Raw genomic sequence first — 21832 nt, 5'->3', positions numbered from 1 at the left:
TAAGCCTATTTCATAAGGAATACATTTTATATAAATTTCTTCAATAAGAACAAGTTTCGCTTCAGAAAAGGTATGAAATTTTGTTTTACTTCTGGAGCCACTATGTTAGTAAATAAAAAATTTAATTTGGTTTTTTGAAAATTTCAAATCAAAAAATTCATGTACTTTTGCACCTTAATTCAAACTTAGGTAATGAGTAAATTAGTAATTGTCGGAACTGTAGCTTTTGATGCTATTGAAACCCCTTTTGGTAAAACCGACAAAATTCTTGGTGGAGCAGCAACATATATAGGTTTGTCAGCTTCAAACTTTAATGTAGACGCTGCTGCAGTTTCTGTTGTTGGTGGTGACTTTCCGCAAGAATATTTAGATCTTTTAAAAAATAAAAACATTAATATTGAAGGTATAGAAATTGTAGAGGATGGTAAAACCTTCTTTTGGAGTGGAAAATATCATAACGACATGAATTCTCGTGATACTTTAGTTACAGAGCTAAATGTATTAGAGTATTTTAATCCAATTGTTCCAGAAAGCTATAAAGATGCAGAAGTTGTAATGCTAGGTAATTTGCATCCACTAGTACAACAAGGTGTGTTAAACCAAATGACTAAAAAACCTAAATTAGCCATTTTAGACACTATGAATTTTTGGATGGATATCGCTCTAGACGATTTACTTTCTGTAATTAAAAACGTAGACGTTATTACCATTAATGATGAAGAGGCTAGACAATTAACTAGTGAATATTCATTAGTAGTTGCTGCAAGGAAGATTCATGAAATGGGACCTAAATACGTAGTAATTAAAAAAGGAGAACATGGAGCTTTATTGTTTCATGATGATAATGTATTCTACGCTCCTGCTTTACCATTAGAAGAAGTATTTGATCCAACTGGTGCAGGAGACACTTTCGCTGGTGGCTTTGCAGGTTATTTAGCAAAGACAGGTGATTTCTCTTTTGAGAATATGAAAAAAGCTGTTATTTATGGTTCAACACTTGCGTCCTTCTGCGTGGAAAAATTTGGCACAGAACGCATGCAAAGCCTAACAGATAAAGAAATTTATAAACGCCTAGACCAATTTAAGAGTCTAACGCAATTTGACATAGAATTAACTTAAACCGACGCGCTCAAAATTGAGCGCGTTTTTTATTACACAATTAATAGCTGATAACACAACATGAGTGATGCTTTAAAACATGAGTGCGGTATTGCACTTATTAGACTTTTAAAACCATTAGAGTACTACAAAGAAAAATACGGCAGTGCATTTTATGGTGTCAACAAAATGTATTTAATGATGGAAAAACAGCACAACCGTGGACAAGACGGAGCTGGTTTTGCAAGTATTAAATTAAATACCCAACCTGGAGAACGTTATATAAGCCGTGTGCGTTCTATTGCTCAACAACCTATTCAGGATATTTTTGCTCAAATTAATGAACGTATTAATGACGAGCTAACTAAAAATCCTCAATATCAAGAAGACGTTGACCTACAGAAAAAAAACATTCCTTATATAGGTGAGTTGTTTTTAGGTCATGTACGTTATGGTACATTTGGAAAAAATAGTGTAGAAAGTGTTCACCCTTTTTTAAGACAGAATAACTGGCAACATAGAAATCTTATTGTTGCAGGTAACTTTAACATGACTAATGTTAATGAACTCTTCGATAACCTTATTGAAATTGGCCAACATCCAAAAGAAAAAGCAGATACCATTACTGTAATGGAAAAGATTGGTCATTTTTTAGATGATGCTGTTGCTAAAATATATAAAGATCTTAAAAAAGAAGGTTATAATAAGAGTGAATGCTCTCCTCTTATCGCTGACCGTTTAAACGTTGCTAAGATTTTAAAGAGAGCTGCCAAAAACTGGGATGGTGGTTATGCAATGGCTGGCTTATTAGGACATGGAGATTCTTTTGTTTTAAGAGATCCTGCAGGTATTAGGCCTACATATTACTATAAAGATGATGAAGTTGTTGTTGTTGCTTCCGAGCGTCCAGTAATACAAACAGTTTTTAACGTGCCTTTTGATGCTGTTAAGGAACTAGATCCTGGTCATGCTATTATCACAAAAAAATCTGGTGAAACAAAAATCAAGAAAATACTTCAACCTTTAGAAAGAAAGGCGTGTTCTTTTGAGCGTATTTACTTTTCTCGTGGTAGTGATGCCGAAATCTATGAAGAACGAAAAGAATTAGGTCGTTTATTAATGCCTAGAGTACTTGAAGCTATTGATAATGACACAGAAAATACCGTATTTTCATTTATACCCAATACAGCTGAAACTTCATTTTTTGGTATGATTGATACTGTTGAAGAACACCTCAATAAAAAGAAAACAAAATCAATTTTAGATGGTAATGGCAAACTTTCTGCAGCAAAAGTGACAGAAATTTTATCTGAACGTCCACGTATTGAAAAAATAGCTATTAAAGATGTAAAGCTAAGGACCTTTATCACAGAAGACAGTAGTAGAGATGATTTAGTAGCTCATGTTTACGATGTCACTTATGGTGTTATTAAACCAACGGACAACTTAGTTATTATTGATGATAGTATTGTAAGAGGCACAACGCTTAAGAAGAGTATCATTAAAATGATGGACAGATTAGATCCAAAGAAAATAGTTGTGGTGTCTTCTGCTCCACAGATTCGTTATCCCGATTGTTATGGTATTGATATGGCGAACTTAGAAAGTTTGGTGGCTTTTAGAGCTGCATTAGCTTTATTAAAAGATAATAATTTATATCATATAGTTGAAGATGTCTATAATAAATGTTTAACTCAGATTAACCTTAAGGATAAAAAGGTTGTTAACTATGTAAAAGACATCTATGAGAACTTTACAGATGAACAGATTTCGGATAAGATTTCAGAATTATTAAGTGATGAAGATGTTAATGCAGAAGTGAAAATAATATTTCAACCGGTTGAGAATTTACACAAAGCATGTCCTAAAAATTTAGGTGATTGGTACTTTACTGGTAACTACCCAACAGCTGGAGGTAATAGAGTTGTCAACAGAGCTTTCATTAATTTTTACGAAGGAAATAAGAAGCGCGCCTACTAAACAACATTACAAAATAGCATTTAATCCGATAAAATATGTATTTTATCGAAGAATATTGCATTTCATCCAATATATGCATTTGCTTTAACAAATTACATCTACATTGGTATCACCATAACATAAGTAGGTTAAGTTCATGGTAGATTTGGGGCAAAAAAAGGTGAACAATGTTCACCTTTTTTTATACCCTTTATTAAAGTAACACTTTAAGTCATAACTTCAATTCGAACCTTACATTTAAACTTATTACGTCAGAAACATAACACTTTCCACGCTTAGACTAATTTATAGGTCGTTTGTCCAAAAAATTGAATGGTTAAAATAATGTACACCTATATTTGACTCACCATAACATAAGTAGGTTAAGTTTATGGTAGATTTGGGGCAAAAAGCATGAACATCTGTTCATGCTTTTTCATTTTCAATTCTCAAATAATTGAGAGTTTTTATTAATAAAATCAGAATGTTAAACATAAAAAATCCAAGTCATTAAAGACTTGGATTTTTCTTTATAGTGTGTTTTGTGAATATCTATTTTGCTTCAGCATAACGACGTTCAACTTCATTCCAGTTAATTACATTAAAAAATGCGCTAATATAATCTGGTCTTCTGTTTTGGTAATTTAAATAGTAAGCATGTTCCCAAACATCTAATCCTAATATAGGTGTTCCTCCACAAGTAACTCCTGGCATTAATGGATTGTCTTGGTTTGGTGTAGAGCAAACTTCAACTTTTCCTCCTTTATGCACACATAACCATGCCCAACCAGAACCAAATTGTGTTGCTGCTGCTTTACTAAATGCTTCAATAAATGCATCTTTAGAACCGAATTCTACTTCAATAGCATCTTTTAAGTCTCCAGATAGGTAACCTCTGTCTTCAGGATTCATTACCTCCCAAAATAAAGAGTGATTGTAAAACCCTCCTCCATTATTTCTTACTCCACCATTACTCATATCTAAATTTGTAAGGATATCTTCAATAGACTTACCTTCTAAATCTGTGCCTTCTATTGCTGCATTAAGTTTTGTTGTATATCCATTATGGTGTTTAGAATGATGAATCTCCATTGTGCGAGTATCTATATTTGGTTCTAAAGCATCATAAGCGTATTTTAATTTTGGTAATTCAAAAGCCATAGTCTAAAGTTTTTATGTTAATGTTTCGATTTTAACAAATTTACAATATTGAAAACAAGAAAGTCTAAATTAATTATTAAGATTCCCTATTTTGGTATAAAATTTTTCTTTTGCAAAATTCAGCTTTTAAAATCTACAATGCATCTGCTGGTAGCGGAAAAACATTTACGTTAGCAAAATCGTATCTAAAAATCTTGATACAATCTAAAAGCTATGATCAGTTTAAATCTATTTTGGCCATCACTTTCACTAATAAAGCGGTTGGCGAAATGAAGGAGCGTATTATCGATATGCTTAAAGTTTTTTCTTCTGAAGAAGCGAAGACGAATCCACATCCTATGTTCATAGCTATTTGTGAAGAGCTATCAATCTTACCAAACGATCTTCATAATAAGTCTAAACAGGTTTTAAAACACATTATTCATAATTATGGAGCCTTTGATATTTCTACTATAGACGGATTTACACATCGCGTTATTAGAACTTTTGCACACGACTTAAACTTACCTGTAAATTTTGAAGTAGAATTAGACCAAGAACGCCTTCTAAATGAAGCTGTAGATAGTCTCATTGCCAAAGCAGGAAATGATAAAGCACTCACTAACGTATTAATAGACTTTGCTATAGAAAAAGCGGATGACGATAAAAGTTGGGATATAAGTTATGACTTTAATAAAATTTCGAAACTATTAGTGAATGAAAATGATTTCATTGCAATCACAACCTTACAAGATAAAACGTTTAATGATTTTAAAACATTAAAAGAGCATTTAGCAAAGCAAATTTTACAACTCGAAAATGAGATTGTAATAACAGCTGAAACAATTCTAACTTTAATAGAGGAAAGCGGATTACAATATGATGATTTTAATAGAAGTTCGCTTCCAAAACATTTTGAAAATTTAAAGATTAAAAAAATCGATATAAAATTTGATGCTGCTTGGCAAAATGACTTGGTTGAAGGCAACAACTTATATCCAAAACGTGTTAGTGAAACCATTGCTTCAACCATTGAAAGTATTCAATCTAATTTATCTGAAGCTTTTATTAAAACAAAAACTTTCATTTTTGAATTGAAACTAAAAAAAGGGGTTTACAAAAACATCACACCGCTTTCAGTTTTAAATGCCATACAAAAGGAACTCTACACTTTAAAAGATGAGCAGAATAAAATGCTTATTTCAGAATTCAATAAAATTATAAGTAAAGACATTAAAGACCAACCTACTCCTTTTATTTATGAACGTTTAGGTGAAAAGTTTAAGCATTACTTCATTGATGAGTTTCAAGATACTTCTAAGATGCAATGGGAGAACTTAATTCCTTTATTAGAAAACGCACTTTCTGCCTCCAACGGTTCTGCGATGTTGGTTGGTGACGCTAAACAAGCAATATATAGATGGCGTGGTGGTGAAGCGGAACAGTTTATTAACCTTTATAATAAAGTAGAAAATCCATTTCAGGTTGAAGCAGAGATTTTAACATTAGACACCAATTACAGAAGTGCTAAAGAAATTGTCAATTTTAATAATTCTTTTTTCGAATATTTAGGAGACAACAATTTTAGCAATAGTGATTATGCAGACTTATTTAAAAATGCAAAGCAGAATGCCTTTAATGAAGAAGATGGTTATGTAAATCTCAATTTTTTGGATATTAAAAAAGAGGATGATGCTAATGAATTATACGCTTCACAGGTTTTAGAAACTATAAATCAATCTCAAGCTAATGGTTTTTCTTTAAACGATATCTGTATTTTAGTACGAAAACGAAAAGATGGTGTTACCATTGCAAATTGCCTTAGCAAAAATGGGATTAAAATCACATCTTCAGAAACCCTTCTTTTAAAGAACTCGAATAAAGTTAGTTTAATTAATACATTTTTAAAGTTGCTATTGCAACCTAATAATGATAGTCTTAAGGTTGACATGTTATCTTATTTAGCAAAACAACATCATATTGATGATAAGCATCTATTTTTTGTAACATATCTTAAGGCTAGTCTTGATGATATGTTTGATAGTTTAAAGGAATTAGAAATTTACATTAATAAAAACGAACTTCTACAACTACCACTTTATGAACTTGTTGAGCATATCGTTAGAGTATTTAAGCTTAATGAAAACTCAGATGCCTACCTTCAATTTTATTTAGATATTGTATTAGAATTCACTCAAAAACAAAATTCAGATCTAACAACTTTTATCAGTTATTTTGAAAAGAAACAAGATAACTTAAGCGTTGTCACACCTGAAAACATGAATGCCGTTAAAATTATGACTATTCATAAATCTAAAGGCTTAGAATTTCCAATAGTTATATTTCCGTTTGCAGATCTAAATATTTATAGAGAATTAGAGCCAAAAGTTTGGTTTCCTGTTAATGACAGTGAGTATTCAAGTTTTGAAACCTTACTTCTTAATTATAATAAAGATGTCGAATACTTTGGTGATATAGGAAACTCAATTTATAATACACATCAATCACAATTAGAACTCGATAATATTAATCTATTATATGTGGCATTAACTAGAGCTGTTGACCAATTATTTGTTATTTCCAAGAAAGACCTTAGCTCTAAAGGCATTGTCAATAAAAATACTTATGCTGGTATGCTTATTTCTTATTTGCAGAATATCAGTAAATGGTCCGATAATCAATTGAGTTATAATTTTGGTGAGCTAACTCAAAATAAAAAAGCTGACAAAAAAGAGGAAACTCCTAATCCTCTCAAATTTATTTCTACGCCAAAGGAAGATCACAACTTAAGCATCATCACAAAAGCGGGATTGTTATGGGATACAACACAAGAGCAAGCCATTGAGCGCGGTAATTTAGTTCACTTAGTGTTGTCTAAGATTAAAACTAAACAAGATATTGACTTTTCTTTTAGTGATTTGCTGGTTTCGGGTGACATTACAAAAGAAAATTATGAAGCTTTAAAATCGTTAGTTTTAAGTGTAATTGAACACTCAAAACTGAAACTCTATTTTCAAGATGATTTCAAAATTTATAATGAGCGAGATATTATCACAAAATCCGGTCAGCTTTTAAGGCCAGATCGTTTAAATATAAACTTTAAAAACGAAGTCACTATTATAGATTATAAAACAGGAGACAAAAAAACGTATCACAATTCGCAACTTAATGATTATGAGTCTGTTTTAAATCGAATGAAGTTAAAAGTTACTCACAAAATACTTGTTTATATAAATGACACTATTGATGTCATTGAAGTCTGATGTATTGATAGTATCTTTGTTGAAAATTAACATCATAATCTATGTACGGAGATATAAAGTCGCACTTACAAAACGAAATTGAATCTATTAAAGATGCTGGTCTTTTTAAAGAAGAGCGCATTATCACTTCACCTCAAGGTGCAGAAATAACACTTAACACTGGGCAAAGAGTTTTGAACTTTTGTGCTAACAATTATTTAGGCTTATCATCTCATCCAGATGTTATACAAGCTGCTAAAGATACAATGGACACACATGGTTTTGGAATGTCCTCAGTAAGATTTATCTGTGGCACGCAAGATATACATAAAGAACTCGAGCAAAAGATAGCGGATTTCTATGGAACTGAAGACACCATATTATATGCAGCAGCATTTGATGCTAATGGAGGTGTCTTTGAACCCTTATTAACTAAAGATGACGCAATTATATCAGATTCTTTAAATCATGCTTCTATTATAGATGGTGTGCGACTATGTAAAGCTGCCAGATATCGCTACCAAAACAATGATATGACAGACTTAGAAAAACAGCTAATTGCTGCTAATGAAAATGGTGCGCGATTTAAAATTATTGTGACTGATGGTGTGTTTTCAATGGATGGTTTAGTTGCTCCATTAGATAAAATCTGTGATTTAGCAGATAAATACGATGCCATGGTTATGATAGACGAATGCCATGCTACTGGATTTATAGGAGAAACTGGTATTGGTACACTCGAAGAAAAAGGTGTTTTAGGAAGAATAGATATTATTACAGGCACATTAGGTAAAGCTATGGGAGGCGCTATGGGAGGTTATACTACAGCCAAGAAAGAAATCATAGAAATTTTACGCCAACGCTCTAGGCCTTACTTATTTTCAAATTCTTTAGCACCAGCGATCGTTGGAGCTTCTATTAAAGTTTTTGATATGCTCAAAAACGATACATCCTTAAGAGATAAAGTCGATTGGAATACAACGTATTTTAAAAAAGGTATGAAAGAAGCTGGCTTTGATATTGTTGATGGGGATTCGGCTATTGTACCAGTTATGCTCTACGATGCTAAGCTATCTCAAACTATGGCAAATATGCTATTAGAAGAGGGTGTTTATGTCATTGGTTTCTTTTATCCAGTAGTGCCAAAAGATAAAGCTAGAATTAGAGTACAGCTATCAGCCGCACACGATAAAGACCAATTATATAAGGCAATATCTGCTTTTGTTAAAGTTGGCAAAAGACTTGAAATTATTTAAAATGATTACAAACTCGCTATTTTAGGGCGATATATCAATATTTTTATATATTTGTCTTTGTTAATAACATTTAACAACTTACTTTTGCCAACAAATTAACACTTAAAAAAATTAAAATTAATTAGAATATGAAAAATCTTAGCAGATTATTTTTTGTAGCAGTGCTTCTTGTAAGTTTTAGCACTTCAAATGCTCAAGACCAAAACAATCCATGGGCTGTTGCTTTTGGCGTGAATGCTGTTGACTTTTACCCTGTAGGAGAAGATGCACCTCGAGGAGATTATTTTGACGAATACTTTAACGCAGAAGATCACTGGAATATCCTACCATCTCTGTCTACAGTTTCTGTTTCAAGATATTTGAGTGATGGTTTTACTTTTACTGCTACTGGATCTATAAACAGAATTAGCAAAGTTGGAACAAATGTTGACCCAGTTACTGGTATACAAACAGGTACAGCAGAAGTTGATGACTTATCGTACTTTGGTATTGATGGTAGAGTTTCATATAGCTTTATGGATATAGTAAAATCAAAAACTATTGACCCTTACTTAGGTGTTGGTGGTGGTTACACATGGGTGGATCAAATCGGTGCAGGTACTTTAAACGGAACTTTAGGATTAAATTACTGGGTGTCTGAAAAAGTTGGAATTAACGTTAATTCTACATACAAGCATTCATTTGAAGATTATTTACCTAAGCATTTCCAACATTCAGTTGGTGTTACTTTTAAATTTGGTGGTACTGATACTGATGGTGATGGTATCTACGATAAAGATGATGCTTGTCCAGAAGAAGCTGGCTTAGAAATTTTTAATGGTTGCCCAGATTCTGATAATGATGGTATCCAAGATTCTAAAGACGATTGTCCTAATACTGCAGGTTTAGCTGAATTTAATGGTTGTCCTGATGGTGATGGTGATGGTGTAATGGATAAAGATGATAAGTGTACAACTGTTGCTGGTTTAAAAGCATTAATGGGTTGTCCAGATGCTGATGGTGACGGTGTTGCTGACGGTTCTGATAACTGTCCTAACGAAGCTGGTCCTGCTGCTAATAACGGTTGTCCTTGGCCAGATACTGATGGTGATGGCATCTTAGATAAAGATGATAAATGTCCAACTGAAGTTGGTACAGCTGCAAACAATGGATGTCCAGAAGTTAAGCCAACAGAGGCTGTTGTAAATACTTTAAATACTTACGCAAGATCTATCTTATTTGATACTGGTAAAGCTTCTTTCAAGAAAGAAACTGATCAAGTATTACAAGCTATGGTTGCAATCTTTAAAGAATACCCAAAAGCAGATTTCGCAATTGAAGGTCATACTGATAGTGTAGGTTCTAAATCTACTAACCAAGCTTTATCTGATAGAAGAGCTAATGCAGTTAGAGATTACTTAATCGCTAACGGAATTAGCGCTGATAGATTAACTGCTGCTGGTTATGGTGAAGCTAATCCTATTGCTAACAACAAAACTAGAGCTGGTAGAAAAGAAAACAGACGTGTTGAAGTAAAGTTGAAAAACTAATAACACAGTTTTAAAATATATTAAAAAAACGCTCCGAAATTCGGAGCGTTTTTTATTTTTATAAAATGGTAAGTTTTATAAAAACTGTATTAATCGACCTCAAAAAAAAAGGTTTAAACCTTGAAGATCTCTTATTTATACTTCCAAGTAAGCGTGCTGGTGTATTTCTTAAGCATCAACTTGCTACTTTATTAGAACAGCCTATATTCTCACCTCAAATTTTTAGTATTGAAGAGTTTGTTGAAGAGTTATCTGGGATACAGAGTGTGCCAAATACAGAGCTTCTTTTTAGACTATATGAAACATATAAGAACCTTACTAAATCCTCTGACCAGGAATCTTTTGACTCTTTTTCTAGATGGGCACAAATCTTATTACAAGACTTTAATGAGATAGATCGTTATCTTATACCACAAGAACAGATATTTGATTACTTAAACGCTATAAAAGAGCTGAATCATTGGTCTCTTGAAGCTGAGCAGACTGATCTAATAAAGAACCACCTCAAATTTTGGAAACGACTTAAAGAATACTACTTAGTGTTCACTGAGAATCTACTTCAATCAAAACAAGGCTATCAAGGTTTAATCTACAGAGAAGCATCAGAAAACCTCGAGATTTATATAGAAAACAACAGTGATAAGAAACATGTTTTTCTTGGTTTCAATGCTCTTAATGAATCCGAATCACATATTATACAAGGTTTACTCCAAAATGATATAGCAAACATATATTGGGATATTGATGAGACATTTATCGAAGATACTATCCATGATGCTGGCCTATTTACAAGAGCACATAAAAAAAATTGGAATTACTTTAAAAAGCAACCTTTTAATTGGGTGACTTCTTATTACACTGAGCAAAAGAGCATCCAAATTACTGGAATTCCTAAACTCATAGGGCAAGCCAAATATATTGGTCAATTACTTGAAGACATCAATCAAAACAATAAGAATTTATCAAGTGTTGCTGTAGTTTTAGGAGAAGAAAATCTATTAATGCCTGTTCTTAATTCTATACCAAGAGCCATTACTAAACTCAATGTTACCATGGGTTTATCTCTGAGTTACGTGCCATTAGCTTCATTTTTTGAACACCTGTTTTTAATACACAAAAACAACACGACATGCTTTTACTATAAGGATATTATAAGTGTCCTAACTCACCCTTCTCTATATCCTTTATTTGAAATCAAATCGAGTAATACATCTAGTACTTTAGTAGAATACATTCAAAAAAACAACCTGGTCTATATTACAGCTGAAGAACTCAGAAAGCATACAACTTCGCATACAGAACTTATTGATTTATTATTTAAACCCTGGGAAAATAAATCCGAAACAGCCCTAATTAATTGCTCTAATCTTATCTTTAAAATGAAGACAAATTTTGAAAATAATAAACAAAGCAATCGCCTAGAATTAGAATATTTATATCGTTTCAACACCTTATTTAACCAACTTTCGGAACTAAACAGTAGTTACCAACACATTGATTCAATAACCACATTACATTCTATATATAAAGAGTTATTAAGTTTAGAAACCTTAGACTTTAAAGGTGAACCTCTAGAGGGTTTGCAGATTATGGGAATGTTAGAGTCTCGTGTATTAGATTTTGAAACTGTAATTATAAGTTCGGTTAATGAGGGTATTCTTCCTTCAGGAAAGACTAACAACTCCTTTATTCCTTTCGATGTAAAAGTCGAAAACAATTTACCAACCTATAAAGAAAAAGATGCTGTTTACACCTATCACTTTTACAGGCTTCTACAACGAGCAAAAAACGTATATATTCTATATAATACTGAGATAGATGCAGTAAAAGGCGGTGAAAAAAGTAGATTTATTACACAATTAGAAATTGAAGGAATCCACAAGGTCAAGCACACAATTGTCTCACCAGAAGTGCCTATAATCGAAAAGCAATTAAAGCAAATTTCTAAAACGTCTTTGGTTATTGAAAAACTAAAAGCATTATCACTTAAAGGGTTTTCTCCATCATCATTAACCAATTATATAAGAAACCCTATGGATTTTTATTATGAAAAAATCCTTGGGATTAAGCAGTTTGAAGATGTTGAGGAAAACATAGCCGCAAACACTTTAGGTTCTGTTATTCATAATACACTTGAGGATTTTTACAAACCTTTAGAAGGTGATTTTTTAACTCTAGATCACCTCAAAACATTTAAAACTCTAATTAGTAAAACAGTTACAAAGCATTTCAAAGACCTTTATAAAGATGGAGATTTTACAAAAGGTAAAAACCTAATCATTTTTGAAATTGCACAACGTTATATTTTAAATTTTATCAATTCTGAAATTGAAAATATAAAGGCTGGTAATCAAATAAAAATTCTAGCCATTGAAGCGGATGAAAAAATAGAGATTACGATTGAGGATTTAGATTTTACAATTAGACTTGGTGGAAAAGTGGATAGAATTGATGAGTTTAATGGTGTAACACGAGTTGTGGATTATAAATCTGGTAAGGTTGAACAAAATAAGGTTGAAATTGTAGATTGGGAAGATTTAACTACAGATTATGACAAATACAGTAAATCATTTCAGGTATTATGCTATGCTTATATGATGAACAAAAAAAACCTCATAGCACTACCCATTGAAGCTGGTATAATTTCCTTTAAAAACCTCAATTCAGGATTTTTAAAATTCGGAAAAAAAGCATCAACACATAGCAGAACTAAAGATCAACTGATTACCCAAGAAACACTTAACAATTTCGAGATTGAATTAAAAAAGCTAATATTAGAAATTTGTAATCCGAATTATGATTTCATTGAAAAAGAACTCGACCAATGACAATAGAAAATAACATCATATTAAATAGAACAGATAAAAAATCAATTCTAATAGATACATTTTATTCTAAAGAAAAGACCAATCAGCCTATTGTTATTTTCTGTCATGGTTACAAAGGTTTTAAAGATTGGGGAGCTTGGAATATTATGGCAGAATCAATAGCCAAAGGAACTATTTGCTTTATTAAATTCAATTTTTCTCATAATGGAGGCACAATGAAAAACCCTATTGATTTTCCAGATTTAGAAACTTTTGGGAATAACAACTACACAAAAGAGTTAGATGATTTACATGATGTTATAAACTGGATTGAAAAACATTTTGAGAACAATTCACATGTAAACACAAATCAAATCTGTTTAATTGGCCATAGTCGTGGAGGAGGCATAGCAATATTAAAAGCTTCAGAAGACAATAGAGTTAAAAAACTCATCACTTTAGCAAGCGTTAGCGATTTTGGAAGACGAACAGCAACCGTTGGCGATTTAAAAGAATGGAAAGAAGAAGGCGTAAAATATGTTTTAAACGGTAGAACAAAACAACAAATGCCACATTTCTATCAGTTCTATGAAGATTTTAAAGCTAATGAAGAACGACTCCATATTAAATCTTCTACAAAACGACTACAGATTCCTATGCTTATTATTCATGGTGATAACGACACGTCAGTTTCAATAAATGAAGCCAATGAATTACATGAATGGAATCTAAATAGTCAACTTAAAATCATTGAAGGTGCAGACCATGTGTTTAATTCTAGACACCCATGGAATTCCGATAATTTATCTCCTGAGTTAGAAAAAGCTAGTAATTTTATTAAAGGTTTTATTTCAAAATAAAAAAGTAAGCATAACGGATTCGAATCTATGACTTCTACGCTATCAGCGTAAAACTCAAGCCAACTGAACTAATTTTATTTTTAAGCTTACTTAAGACCGCTCAATACTAAAACAGGTAGTTTATTGCTGTGAAAGTCTTTCTTTAAAATGACATTATCCTCCCAAAGTTTAGAGAAAAATCCACGCTTACGCCTTACAACACATAACAAATCTGGGTAATTAGATTTATAATGCTCTAATACAGCTTGGAATGTTGTCGGTCTCTCGGCAATCGTAGTATTTGTTACCATTGTCTTTAACTCATCATTAAGCTCAAAATCTTTTTCATTATGATGTGCTGTTTTAACTAAAAGCATATTTACAATGGCTTTATATTGGTTCTTAACTACCGACAAAGGGTATAGAGCGTCTTCTTTCCTTACAATTGCAGATTTTAATGCCAATAAAATCTTAACAATTGGTCTGTATACATAGCCCTCGGGTACAATTAAAGCTGGGATCTGAGTTCGTTTTACAATTTTTCCTGAAGTTTTACCTAAATATACTTCATCCTTAATAGAATTAGTACGAGGTTCTAAAATGATTAAATCTACATCTAAAGCATCACAAACTTTTTCTAAAGTATCTACTAGTTTTCCTTTAAAAGTTCTAGTATAAACCTCAACGTCTTTTGTGTCTATTGAAGCTATATGACTATCTAAAAAGTCCTTAGATTCTCTCTCTATAATATGATCTACGCTTATCATGGTTCCTGCTTTGGTATAAACATTATATATTTGAACCACATATAATTTAGCGCCAAATGCTTTTGCAAAATCTACAGCATATTGTAAATGCGATTGCGCGTTTTTTGAGGACCCAACAGGAACTAGTATCGTTTTCATTGCATTAAAATTTGAAACAAAAGTACACATTATAAATGATTCGTAAAGCTCAAATAGTAGATATTGAACCTATAATAACAATGGCAAAAGATTGTGCTAAAGTCATGATTGCCAATGGTATTTATCAATGGAATGAACACTACCCAAATCCTTCTGCATTTGAAAATGATATAGAACGCGAAGAACTTTATGCCTTAGAAATTGATGGACAAGTAAAAGGCACTATCGTTATTTCTACATTTATGGATGAAGAATATATGCCTATTAAATGGCTCACTAAAAACGGCAACAATATTTATATTCATCGTTTAGCAATTCACCCAGAACTACAAGGAAAGGGCTATGCCCAACGATTAATGAACTTTGCTGAGCAGTTTGCTATTGAAAACAACTATAGCTCTATTCGTTTAGACACCTTCTCACAGAACAAAAGAAATCAAAAATTTTACGAACTTCGCGGCTATAAAAGATTAGGTGATATTTATTTTCCAAAACAAAGCGAATACCCTTTTCATTGTTATGAATTAGTCCTTTGAGCACGTCAATCACATTAAAACAAATTAATAAACTCGCTATACCAGCATTAATTTCTGGTGTGTCCGAGCCTATTTTGTCCTTAACGGATTCTGCAATCATTGGTAATATGAATTTTAATGCTACAGAGTCTTTGGCTGCTGTAGGTATTGTTGGCACGTTCCTTTCTATGCTTATTTGGGTTTTAGGGCAAACACGCAGTTCTATTTCATCTATTGTGTCTCAATATGTAGGTGCAGATAACCTCAACGCCATCAAAAATCTACCTGCACAGACCATCTTTTTAATTACATCTTTAAGTATCTTAATTATTGCAGTAACCTATCCATTTGCTTCGCAAATTTTTAGGTTTTATAATGCCTCAGATACCATTCTAAATTATAGTGTAGATTACTATCAAATCAGAGTGTTTGGTTTTCCTTTCACATTATTTACAATTGCTGTTTTCGGCACGTTTAGAGGACTCCAAAACACGTACTACCCAATGTTAATTGCCATTGCTGGAGCCGTAGCTAATATTATTCTAGATATTATTTTTGTTTATGGTGTGGAAGGTTTAATTCCCGCAATGCATATTAATGGAGCTGCTTATGCTAGTGTTATTGCTCAAGTTATAATGGCTGGTCTTTCGGCTTATTACTTATTGAAGAAAACAGATATTCCGTTATTAGTTAGATTTCCTTTTAATCCAGAAATAAAGCGCTTTGCATTAATGATCCTCAATTTATTCATTAGAACCATAGCTTTAAATGTAGCTTTATATTTCGGAACAAGCTTTGCTACTAAATATGGAACAAGCTATATCGCAGCATATACCATAGCAATTAATCTTTGGTTTTTGGGCGCTTTTTTAATTGACGGTTATGCAAGTGCTGGTAATATTTTGTCTGGTAAACTTTTAGGCGCAAAAGATTATAGAAATCTTATTGCTTTGAGTGATAGACTTATTAAGTATGGCATTATCGCAGGTCTAGTCATAGGTGTAATTGGCGCTATATTTTATTACCCATTAGGTAACCTATTTAGTAATGATGAAGCCGTTTTAAAAGAATTCTATAAGGTCTTCTGGATTGTGTTAGTCATGCAGCCTTTATGTGCCTTGGCGTTTATATTTGATGGTGTCTTTAAAGGTCTGGGGAGAATGAAGTATCTAAGGAATGTGTTATTGTTTTCTACACTTTTAGTATTTATTCCTGTTGTTTTTTGGACTGATGCTTTAGACTATAAACTTTATGGTGTTTTTATAGCTTTTACGCTTTGGATAATTGCTCGTGGCTTGCCATTAATCATAAAATTTAGAAAAACATTTAAACCGCTTACTCAAAACCCTTAAATTTGATCAATAAATCGATATTTAATTATAAAGCTAACTCAAAACTGATTACAATCTGTAAATGAATCTAATCATAACACTGTTACAAGAAGTCAATATTGACGAAAAGCTAAAGGAAGCACCAGACAATAGTTATAGTATTGGTGTTTTTATTGGTACTATTTTACCTTTTGTTATCTTAGTGATTATAGCCTATGCTATTTACAGATATAATAAGAATAGATTTAAAGACAAATAGAATGGATTTTCTTAATTTTTTAGGTGGTAATAGATTGTTCCTCATCCTTGGTATCGTGCTGGTCGTTGTGTACTTTTATAACCGAAATAAAAGACGTTAATGAGCAACATACGTATTACAAAACAATTTTCTTTTGAAACTGGTCATGCGCTATATGGCTACGATGGCAAATGTAAAAATGTACATGGACATAGTTATCGTTTAGATGTTACTGTCATTGGCACACCAATTTCTGATAATACTAACGTAAAATTTGGGATGGTGATTGATTTTAGCGATTTAAAAAAAATCGTAAAAGAAGATATTGTCAATGTATTCGACCATGCGACTGTATTTAATAAAAACACACCTCATGTAGAATTGGCTAAAGAATTGGAGGATAGAGGCCATAATGTATTGTTGGTGAATTATCAACCCACAAGCGAAATGATGGTCATCGACTTTGCTGAAAAAATAAAACGACGCCTACCAGAAAACATAAAATTGCATTCCTTAAAACTTCAAGAAACGGCAACAAGCTTCGCTGAGTGGTTCGCTTCAGATAATGACTAAAACTAATCACATAACAATTTCTGAAGGAAAAAAAATCTACTTCGCATCGGACAATCACTTAGGTGCACCTACTCGTGAAGATTCTTTACCTCGCGAAAAGAAATTTGTGGCTTGGTTAGATGACATAAAACAAGATGCTGCAGCAATTTTTCTAATTGGCGATTTGTTCGATTTTTGGTTTGAATATAAAACTGTGGTTCCAAAAGGATTTACTAGAACACTAGGTAAGTTGGCTGAAATAAGTGATTCTGGTATTCCTATTCATTATTTTGTTGGTAATCACGATTTATGGATGAATGGGTATTTTGAAGAAGAACTCGGTATTGCTGTATATCATAAACCTAAAGAATTTACATTCAACTCTACGACTATATTTATTGGTCATGGTGATGGTTTAGGTCCAGGAGACAAAGGCTACAAGCGCATGAAAAAAGTATTTACCAATCCTTTTTTTAAGTGGCTTTTTAAATGGGTACATCCAGATATTGGTGTAAAGATTGCACAATACTTGTCCGTTAAAAACAAATTGATTTCTGGTGACGACGACGCTAAGTTTTTAGGAGAAGATAACGAGTGGTTGGCCGTTTATAGCAAGCGTAAATTAGAAGAGAAACATCGTGATTATTTTGTGTTTGGTCACAGGCATTTACCTTTAGAAATTCAACTTAATGAATCTTCAAAATACATCAATTTAGGTGATTGGATTCAGTATTATACCTACGGTGTTTATGATGGAGAAAGTTTTGAGTTGAAAAAATTTCAAAAGGACTAAACGCTTTGGTTTAATATTAAACCATTGCATATATTCTTAGTCTTACATAAAATCAACTTTATGAAATTCCACCCATTTAGCTTCGCGTTAATAGCTTTTGCATTGTTTTTTTCTTGTAATAATACTGATGATCCTAACGACCCTCAAGATAATCCTGAAAGTAACAAACCAAACATATTACTTGTAATCGCTGACGATATGGGATTAGATGCAGCACCAGGCTATAGCATTGGCAATTTAAAACCCAATATGCCAACATTACAAAGCATGATGACTTCAGGTATTAAGTTCAATAATTTGTGGTCTAATCCAACATGCACTCCAACTCGAGGTACAATAATTACTGGTAAATACGGGTTTAGGACGAATGTTACACAGGTAGGTGATGTCATGTCAACTTCAGAAGTATCATTACAAACGCATTTAGATAATACAAATTCTGGTTATAACCATGCTGTTATAGGCAAGTGGCACTTGGCGAACAATGATGCTAATCATCCTACAAATATGGGTGTTGATTATTACGCAGGTAATTTAGGTGGTGGAATACCATCTTATACCAATTGGAATTTAACTGAAAATGCACAAACAAATACATCTACAGAATATGCGACAACAAAATATACTAATTTAGCCATTGATTGGATTGATGAACAAACGCAACCTTGGTTTTTGTGGGTAGCTTATAATGCTGCACATACACCTTTTCACTTACCGCCAAACGACTTACATTTTCAAGGTAACTTACCTTCAGGCCAAGCGAGTATAGATGCAAATCCATTACCTTATTATTTAGCAATGCTCGAGGCTATGGATACTGAAATGGGGAGATTAATTAGTTCTATGTCTGACGCTGAACGAAATAACACCATTATTATTTTTATTGGAGACAATGGCACTCCAAATCAAGTGGCTCAAGAATATTTGAGTACACGAGTTAAAGGTTCATTGTTTCAAGGAGGTGTAAATGTACCAATGGTTATTTCAGGCAAAAATGTATCTAGAATTAATGCCATTGAAGATGCTCTAATTAATACGACGGATTTATTTGCTACCATTTCTGAATTAGTAGGAAATTCAACTTCAACAATAAATGATAGTAAAAGTTTTAAAGACTTACTTACAAGCTCTAATGCTAACACAAGAAATTATGTTTATGCTGAAAGAGGTGCTGTTGGAGCACAGGATTACACCATTAGAAATGCGACTCACAAATACATGTATTTCGATAATGGTAATGAACGTTTATTTAATTTAAGTGTTGATCCACTTGAAACCACAAACCTATTGAACGCAAATCAATTGCCGTTAAGTGCAGCCGATATCGCAATGAAAGACGAACTCATAGCTGAACTGAATAGTATTAGAAACTAAACCTCTTCATCTTTTTCGTGTTCTTCAATATCTTGTTGTAAATCGAGTTCTCGAAGTGGTTTATTTTTAACGCCAATAATAGCCACAATAATTAATGTTGTAGTGCCGCCAAGCATAACCGCTAAAGGTGCGCCAAAAAGACGAGCTGCCACACCACTCTCTACGGCACCTAATTCGTTAGAAGACCCAACAAACATAGAGTTAACCGCACCTACACGACCTCTCATATGGTCTGGTGTTTTTAATTGAAGTATGGTTTGACGTACCACCATTGAAATGCCATCAAAAACACCCGAAAAGAATAATGCGATAACACTTAGCCACAATAATTTAGAAGCTCCAAAAATAATCATACAAAAACCAAAGCCAAAAACTGAAATGAGTAATTTCTTTCCTGTATTTTTAGTTATTGGAATATATGTTGTAGCCAACATAGTGATTATACTTCCTGAAGAGAGTGCTGCATTTAAAATGCCAAACCCTTTAGGGCCAGCATCTAAAATATCTTTAGCAAATACAGCAAAAATGGCAACTGCACCACCAAATAAAACAGCAATCATATCTAAGGTTAGCGCACCTAAAATAACTTTATCATTAAACACAAAACTTAGCCCAGCTTTAAGGCTTTCTTTTACGGTTTCATTAGTTCTTTTATTTAAAATTGGCTTTTTAGCAATTTGAAAAACTAACACTAATGCTAACATTACCAATAAAAATATGATGCCAAGTGTATAATGCACACCTATCCATGCGATTAGAAAACCACCGCACAGCGCTCCAAAAACATTGGCTCCTTTCCAAGTACTACTACTCCATGTTGCTGCATTAGGATATATTTTTTTAGGTACAAGTAAAGCTATAAGTGAAAAAATAGTTGGTCCAAAAAAAGCTCTCAAAACTCCACCAAAAAACACCAAACTATAAATTCCGTATAAAATTGTATTTGTTTCCCATGAGGATTCTATTGTATCTGACGTTAACCAGAATAATCCAAAGCTTATTAATGAGAATAAGGCAATACAAATTGTAAACAGATTTCGTTTCTCCTTTTTATCTACAATATGTCCTGCAAAAGGTGCAAGCAAAAAAGCAGGTAAAAATTCACAAAGGCCAATAATTCCTAGTGACAGCGGATCTTTAGTTAAAGCATAGACTTGCCATTCTATAACCACAAATTGCATGGACCATCCTAAAACTAAAGCAAAACGCAACAATAAAAAAATATTGAATTCTCTAATTCGGAGTGCTGCGTATGGATCGTTTTTTACCAAAATTAGCTGTCTGTTAATTTAAACTCTACACGTCTGTTTAATTGTCGTCCTTCTTCAGTATCATTACCTGAAAGAGGCTTAGAGCTCCCAAACCCAATAAATTGAATTCTTGACGCATCTAGACCTTGCGAAATTAAATAATCTGCAACGGCTTTAGCGCGTTGTTTGGATAATTCTTTATTTCGTTTGTCTAATCCTACATTGTCTGTATGTCCATAGATTTCAATATTTAACTTTAGACTCTCAGTAAGATGATTATAAAGTTGATTTAATTCTTCTATTGAAACATCTAATAATTCAGACTTATCAAAATCGAATAATACATTTTTAAAGGTGTATACTTTATTAATTTTTATCTCTGATTTTTCAACCAGTTCTTCTATAGTTTCAACGTCTTCTTTTTCTAAAGGCTCTATTGAAACATCATCTATGTAATAGTATGAAAAGAAATATGGACTATCAGAAATTGTTTTTTCCTTTTTAGTTTTTGGGTTTCTATAAAAATTTCCAATTGAAAAATAATTTTCGTAGCCTTCAGCTATAAATTCAAAAGAATACTCCATCCAAGATTCCTTATTAGAAAAATAAATTTCATTAGAATTTGAATACATTTCAAACCTCTCTTTAGTTGTTTTAGAAGGTTTTATCGCTTTCTCACAATTATTAGATTTATAACACGGCTTTAAACGTTCTTCAGTAATTAAAACTTGAATATCTTTTAAGGCATAAGAGGATTTATCCGCTAGACTCAAATAAAACTGAACGATGTACTTCTTGCCCTTTATTAAAGTTTCTGATAAATGACCTTGAACATATTCTCTGTAGTTTTTATCTGTATAAAAATACATGCCTGCATAAGCATTACCAGATTTAGGTTTTTGATATCCATTATAATTTTTAATTCCCACTTTATCACTGCATGAATTAAAAAAATCTGTTGATGCCATATTTGGTATTGACCAATCAGAAACACTACTAGCAAA

17 protein-coding genes are annotated in these 21832 nt (G+C 32.5%); 13 read left to right on the top strand and 4 right to left on the bottom strand.

Translation table 11 applies throughout. The annotated features are described in order from the left end of the window. Positions 1-192: 192 nt before the first annotated feature. Positions 193-1119: a PfkB family carbohydrate kinase gene (locus tag QZZ53_RS04275; RefSeq protein ID WP_296381846.1), complete on the top strand. Its 927-nt coding sequence runs from the start codon at positions 193-195 to the stop codon at positions 1117-1119. 60 nt (positions 1120-1179) lie between these two features. Beyond that, the gene (locus QZZ53_RS04270) at positions 1180-3078 is read left to right on the top strand and encodes an amidophosphoribosyltransferase (protein ID WP_296381844.1); all 1899 of its coding nucleotides are present in this window, start codon (positions 1180-1182) and stop codon (positions 3076-3078) included. Positions 3079-3609: 531 nt separating this feature from the next. On the opposite strand, the gene QZZ53_RS04265 is transcribed toward QZZ53_RS04270, so the two are convergent. Then, positions 3610-4218, bottom strand: a complete 609-nt coding sequence (locus QZZ53_RS04265; protein WP_296381842.1) for a superoxide dismutase — start codon at positions 4216-4218, stop codon at positions 3610-3612. A 110-nt stretch (positions 4219-4328) separates the two neighbouring features. On the opposite strand from QZZ53_RS04265, the gene QZZ53_RS04260 reads away from it, so the two are divergent. The 5 genes from QZZ53_RS04260 (at position 4329) to QZZ53_RS04240 (ending at position 13891) form a co-directional block, all read left to right on the top strand. Beyond that, the gene (locus QZZ53_RS04260) at positions 4329-7460 is read left to right on the top strand and encodes a UvrD-helicase domain-containing protein (protein WP_296381840.1); all 3132 of its coding nucleotides are present in this window, start codon (positions 4329-4331) and stop codon (positions 7458-7460) included. Between the two features lie 41 nt (positions 7461-7501). Continuing rightward, the gene (gene kbl / locus QZZ53_RS04255; protein WP_296381838.1) at positions 7502-8695 is read left to right on the top strand and encodes a glycine C-acetyltransferase; all 1194 of its coding nucleotides are present in this window, start codon (positions 7502-7504) and stop codon (positions 8693-8695) included. A gap of 128 nt (positions 8696-8823) precedes the next feature. Further along, entirely contained in the window at positions 8824-10224 is a 1401-nt protein-coding gene (locus tag QZZ53_RS04250) for an OmpA family protein (protein WP_296381836.1), read from the top strand. A gap of 65 nt (positions 10225-10289) precedes the next feature. Then, entirely contained in the window at positions 10290-13052 is a 2763-nt protein-coding gene (locus QZZ53_RS04245; protein ID WP_296381833.1) for a PD-(D/E)XK nuclease family protein, read from the top strand. Next, entirely contained in the window at positions 13049-13891 is an 843-nt protein-coding gene (locus QZZ53_RS04240) for an alpha/beta fold hydrolase (protein WP_296381832.1), read from the top strand. Before QZZ53_RS04245 ends, QZZ53_RS04240 begins: the two co-directional genes overlap by 4 nt. A gap of 86 nt (positions 13892-13977) precedes the next feature. Here QZZ53_RS04240 and QZZ53_RS04235 read toward each other — a convergent pair whose 3' ends face one another. After that, positions 13978-14775, bottom strand: coding sequence for a universal stress protein (locus tag QZZ53_RS04235; RefSeq protein ID WP_296381830.1), 798 nt, complete (start codon positions 14773-14775; stop codon positions 13978-13980). 35 nt (positions 14776-14810) lie between these two features. Here QZZ53_RS04235 and QZZ53_RS04230 point away from each other — a divergent pair, with 35 nt between their 5' ends. The 6 genes from QZZ53_RS04230 to QZZ53_RS04205 all read left to right on the top strand — a co-directional run bounded on the left by QZZ53_RS04230 (position 14811) and on the right by QZZ53_RS04205 (position 19578). Beyond that, a complete protein-coding gene (locus QZZ53_RS04230) occupies positions 14811-15311 on the top strand; it encodes a GNAT family N-acetyltransferase (protein WP_296381828.1) in 501 nt (166 codons plus the stop codon). Beyond that, positions 15308-16642 carry an MATE family efflux transporter gene (locus QZZ53_RS04225; RefSeq protein WP_296381826.1) on the top strand — a complete coding sequence of 445 codons (1335 nt, stop codon included), beginning with the start codon at positions 15308-15310 and terminating at the stop codon, positions 16640-16642. Before QZZ53_RS04230 ends, QZZ53_RS04225 begins: the two co-directional genes overlap by 4 nt. A 61-nt stretch (positions 16643-16703) precedes the next feature. Then, complete coding sequence (locus QZZ53_RS04220; RefSeq protein ID WP_296381824.1) at positions 16704-16880, top strand: hypothetical protein; 177 nt, start codon at positions 16704-16706, stop codon at positions 16878-16880. A gap of 99 nt (positions 16881-16979) precedes the next feature. Continuing rightward, on the top strand, positions 16980-17432 hold the full coding sequence (locus tag QZZ53_RS04215; protein ID WP_296381822.1) for a 6-carboxytetrahydropterin synthase: 453 nt from the start codon (positions 16980-16982) through the stop codon (positions 17430-17432). A 10-nt stretch (positions 17433-17442) separates the two neighbouring features. Then, entirely contained in the window at positions 17443-18204 is a 762-nt protein-coding gene (locus QZZ53_RS04210) for a UDP-2,3-diacylglucosamine diphosphatase (protein WP_296381931.1), read from the top strand. 60 nt (positions 18205-18264) lie between these two features. Then, entirely contained in the window at positions 18265-19578 is a 1314-nt protein-coding gene (locus QZZ53_RS04205; RefSeq protein WP_296381820.1) for a sulfatase-like hydrolase/transferase, read from the top strand. Here QZZ53_RS04205 and QZZ53_RS04200 read toward each other — a convergent pair. After that, positions 19575-20849 (bottom strand): MFS transporter, encoded by a 1275-nt coding sequence (locus QZZ53_RS04200; protein ID WP_296381818.1) that lies wholly within the window; start codon positions 20847-20849, stop codon positions 19575-19577. The genes QZZ53_RS04205 and QZZ53_RS04200 overlap by 4 nt on opposite strands. Before the next feature lie 2 nt (positions 20850-20851). Beyond that, positions 20852-21832: OmpA family protein (locus QZZ53_RS04195; protein ID WP_296381816.1), on the bottom strand; the 981-nt coding region annotated here is incomplete at its 5' end.

This window comes from Winogradskyella sp. (assembly GCF_016744625.1).
In the GTDB taxonomy this organism is placed as follows: Bacteria; Bacteroidota; Bacteroidia; order Flavobacteriales; family Flavobacteriaceae; genus Winogradskyella.
This window is presented reverse-complemented; position numbering and strand designations above follow the sequence as displayed.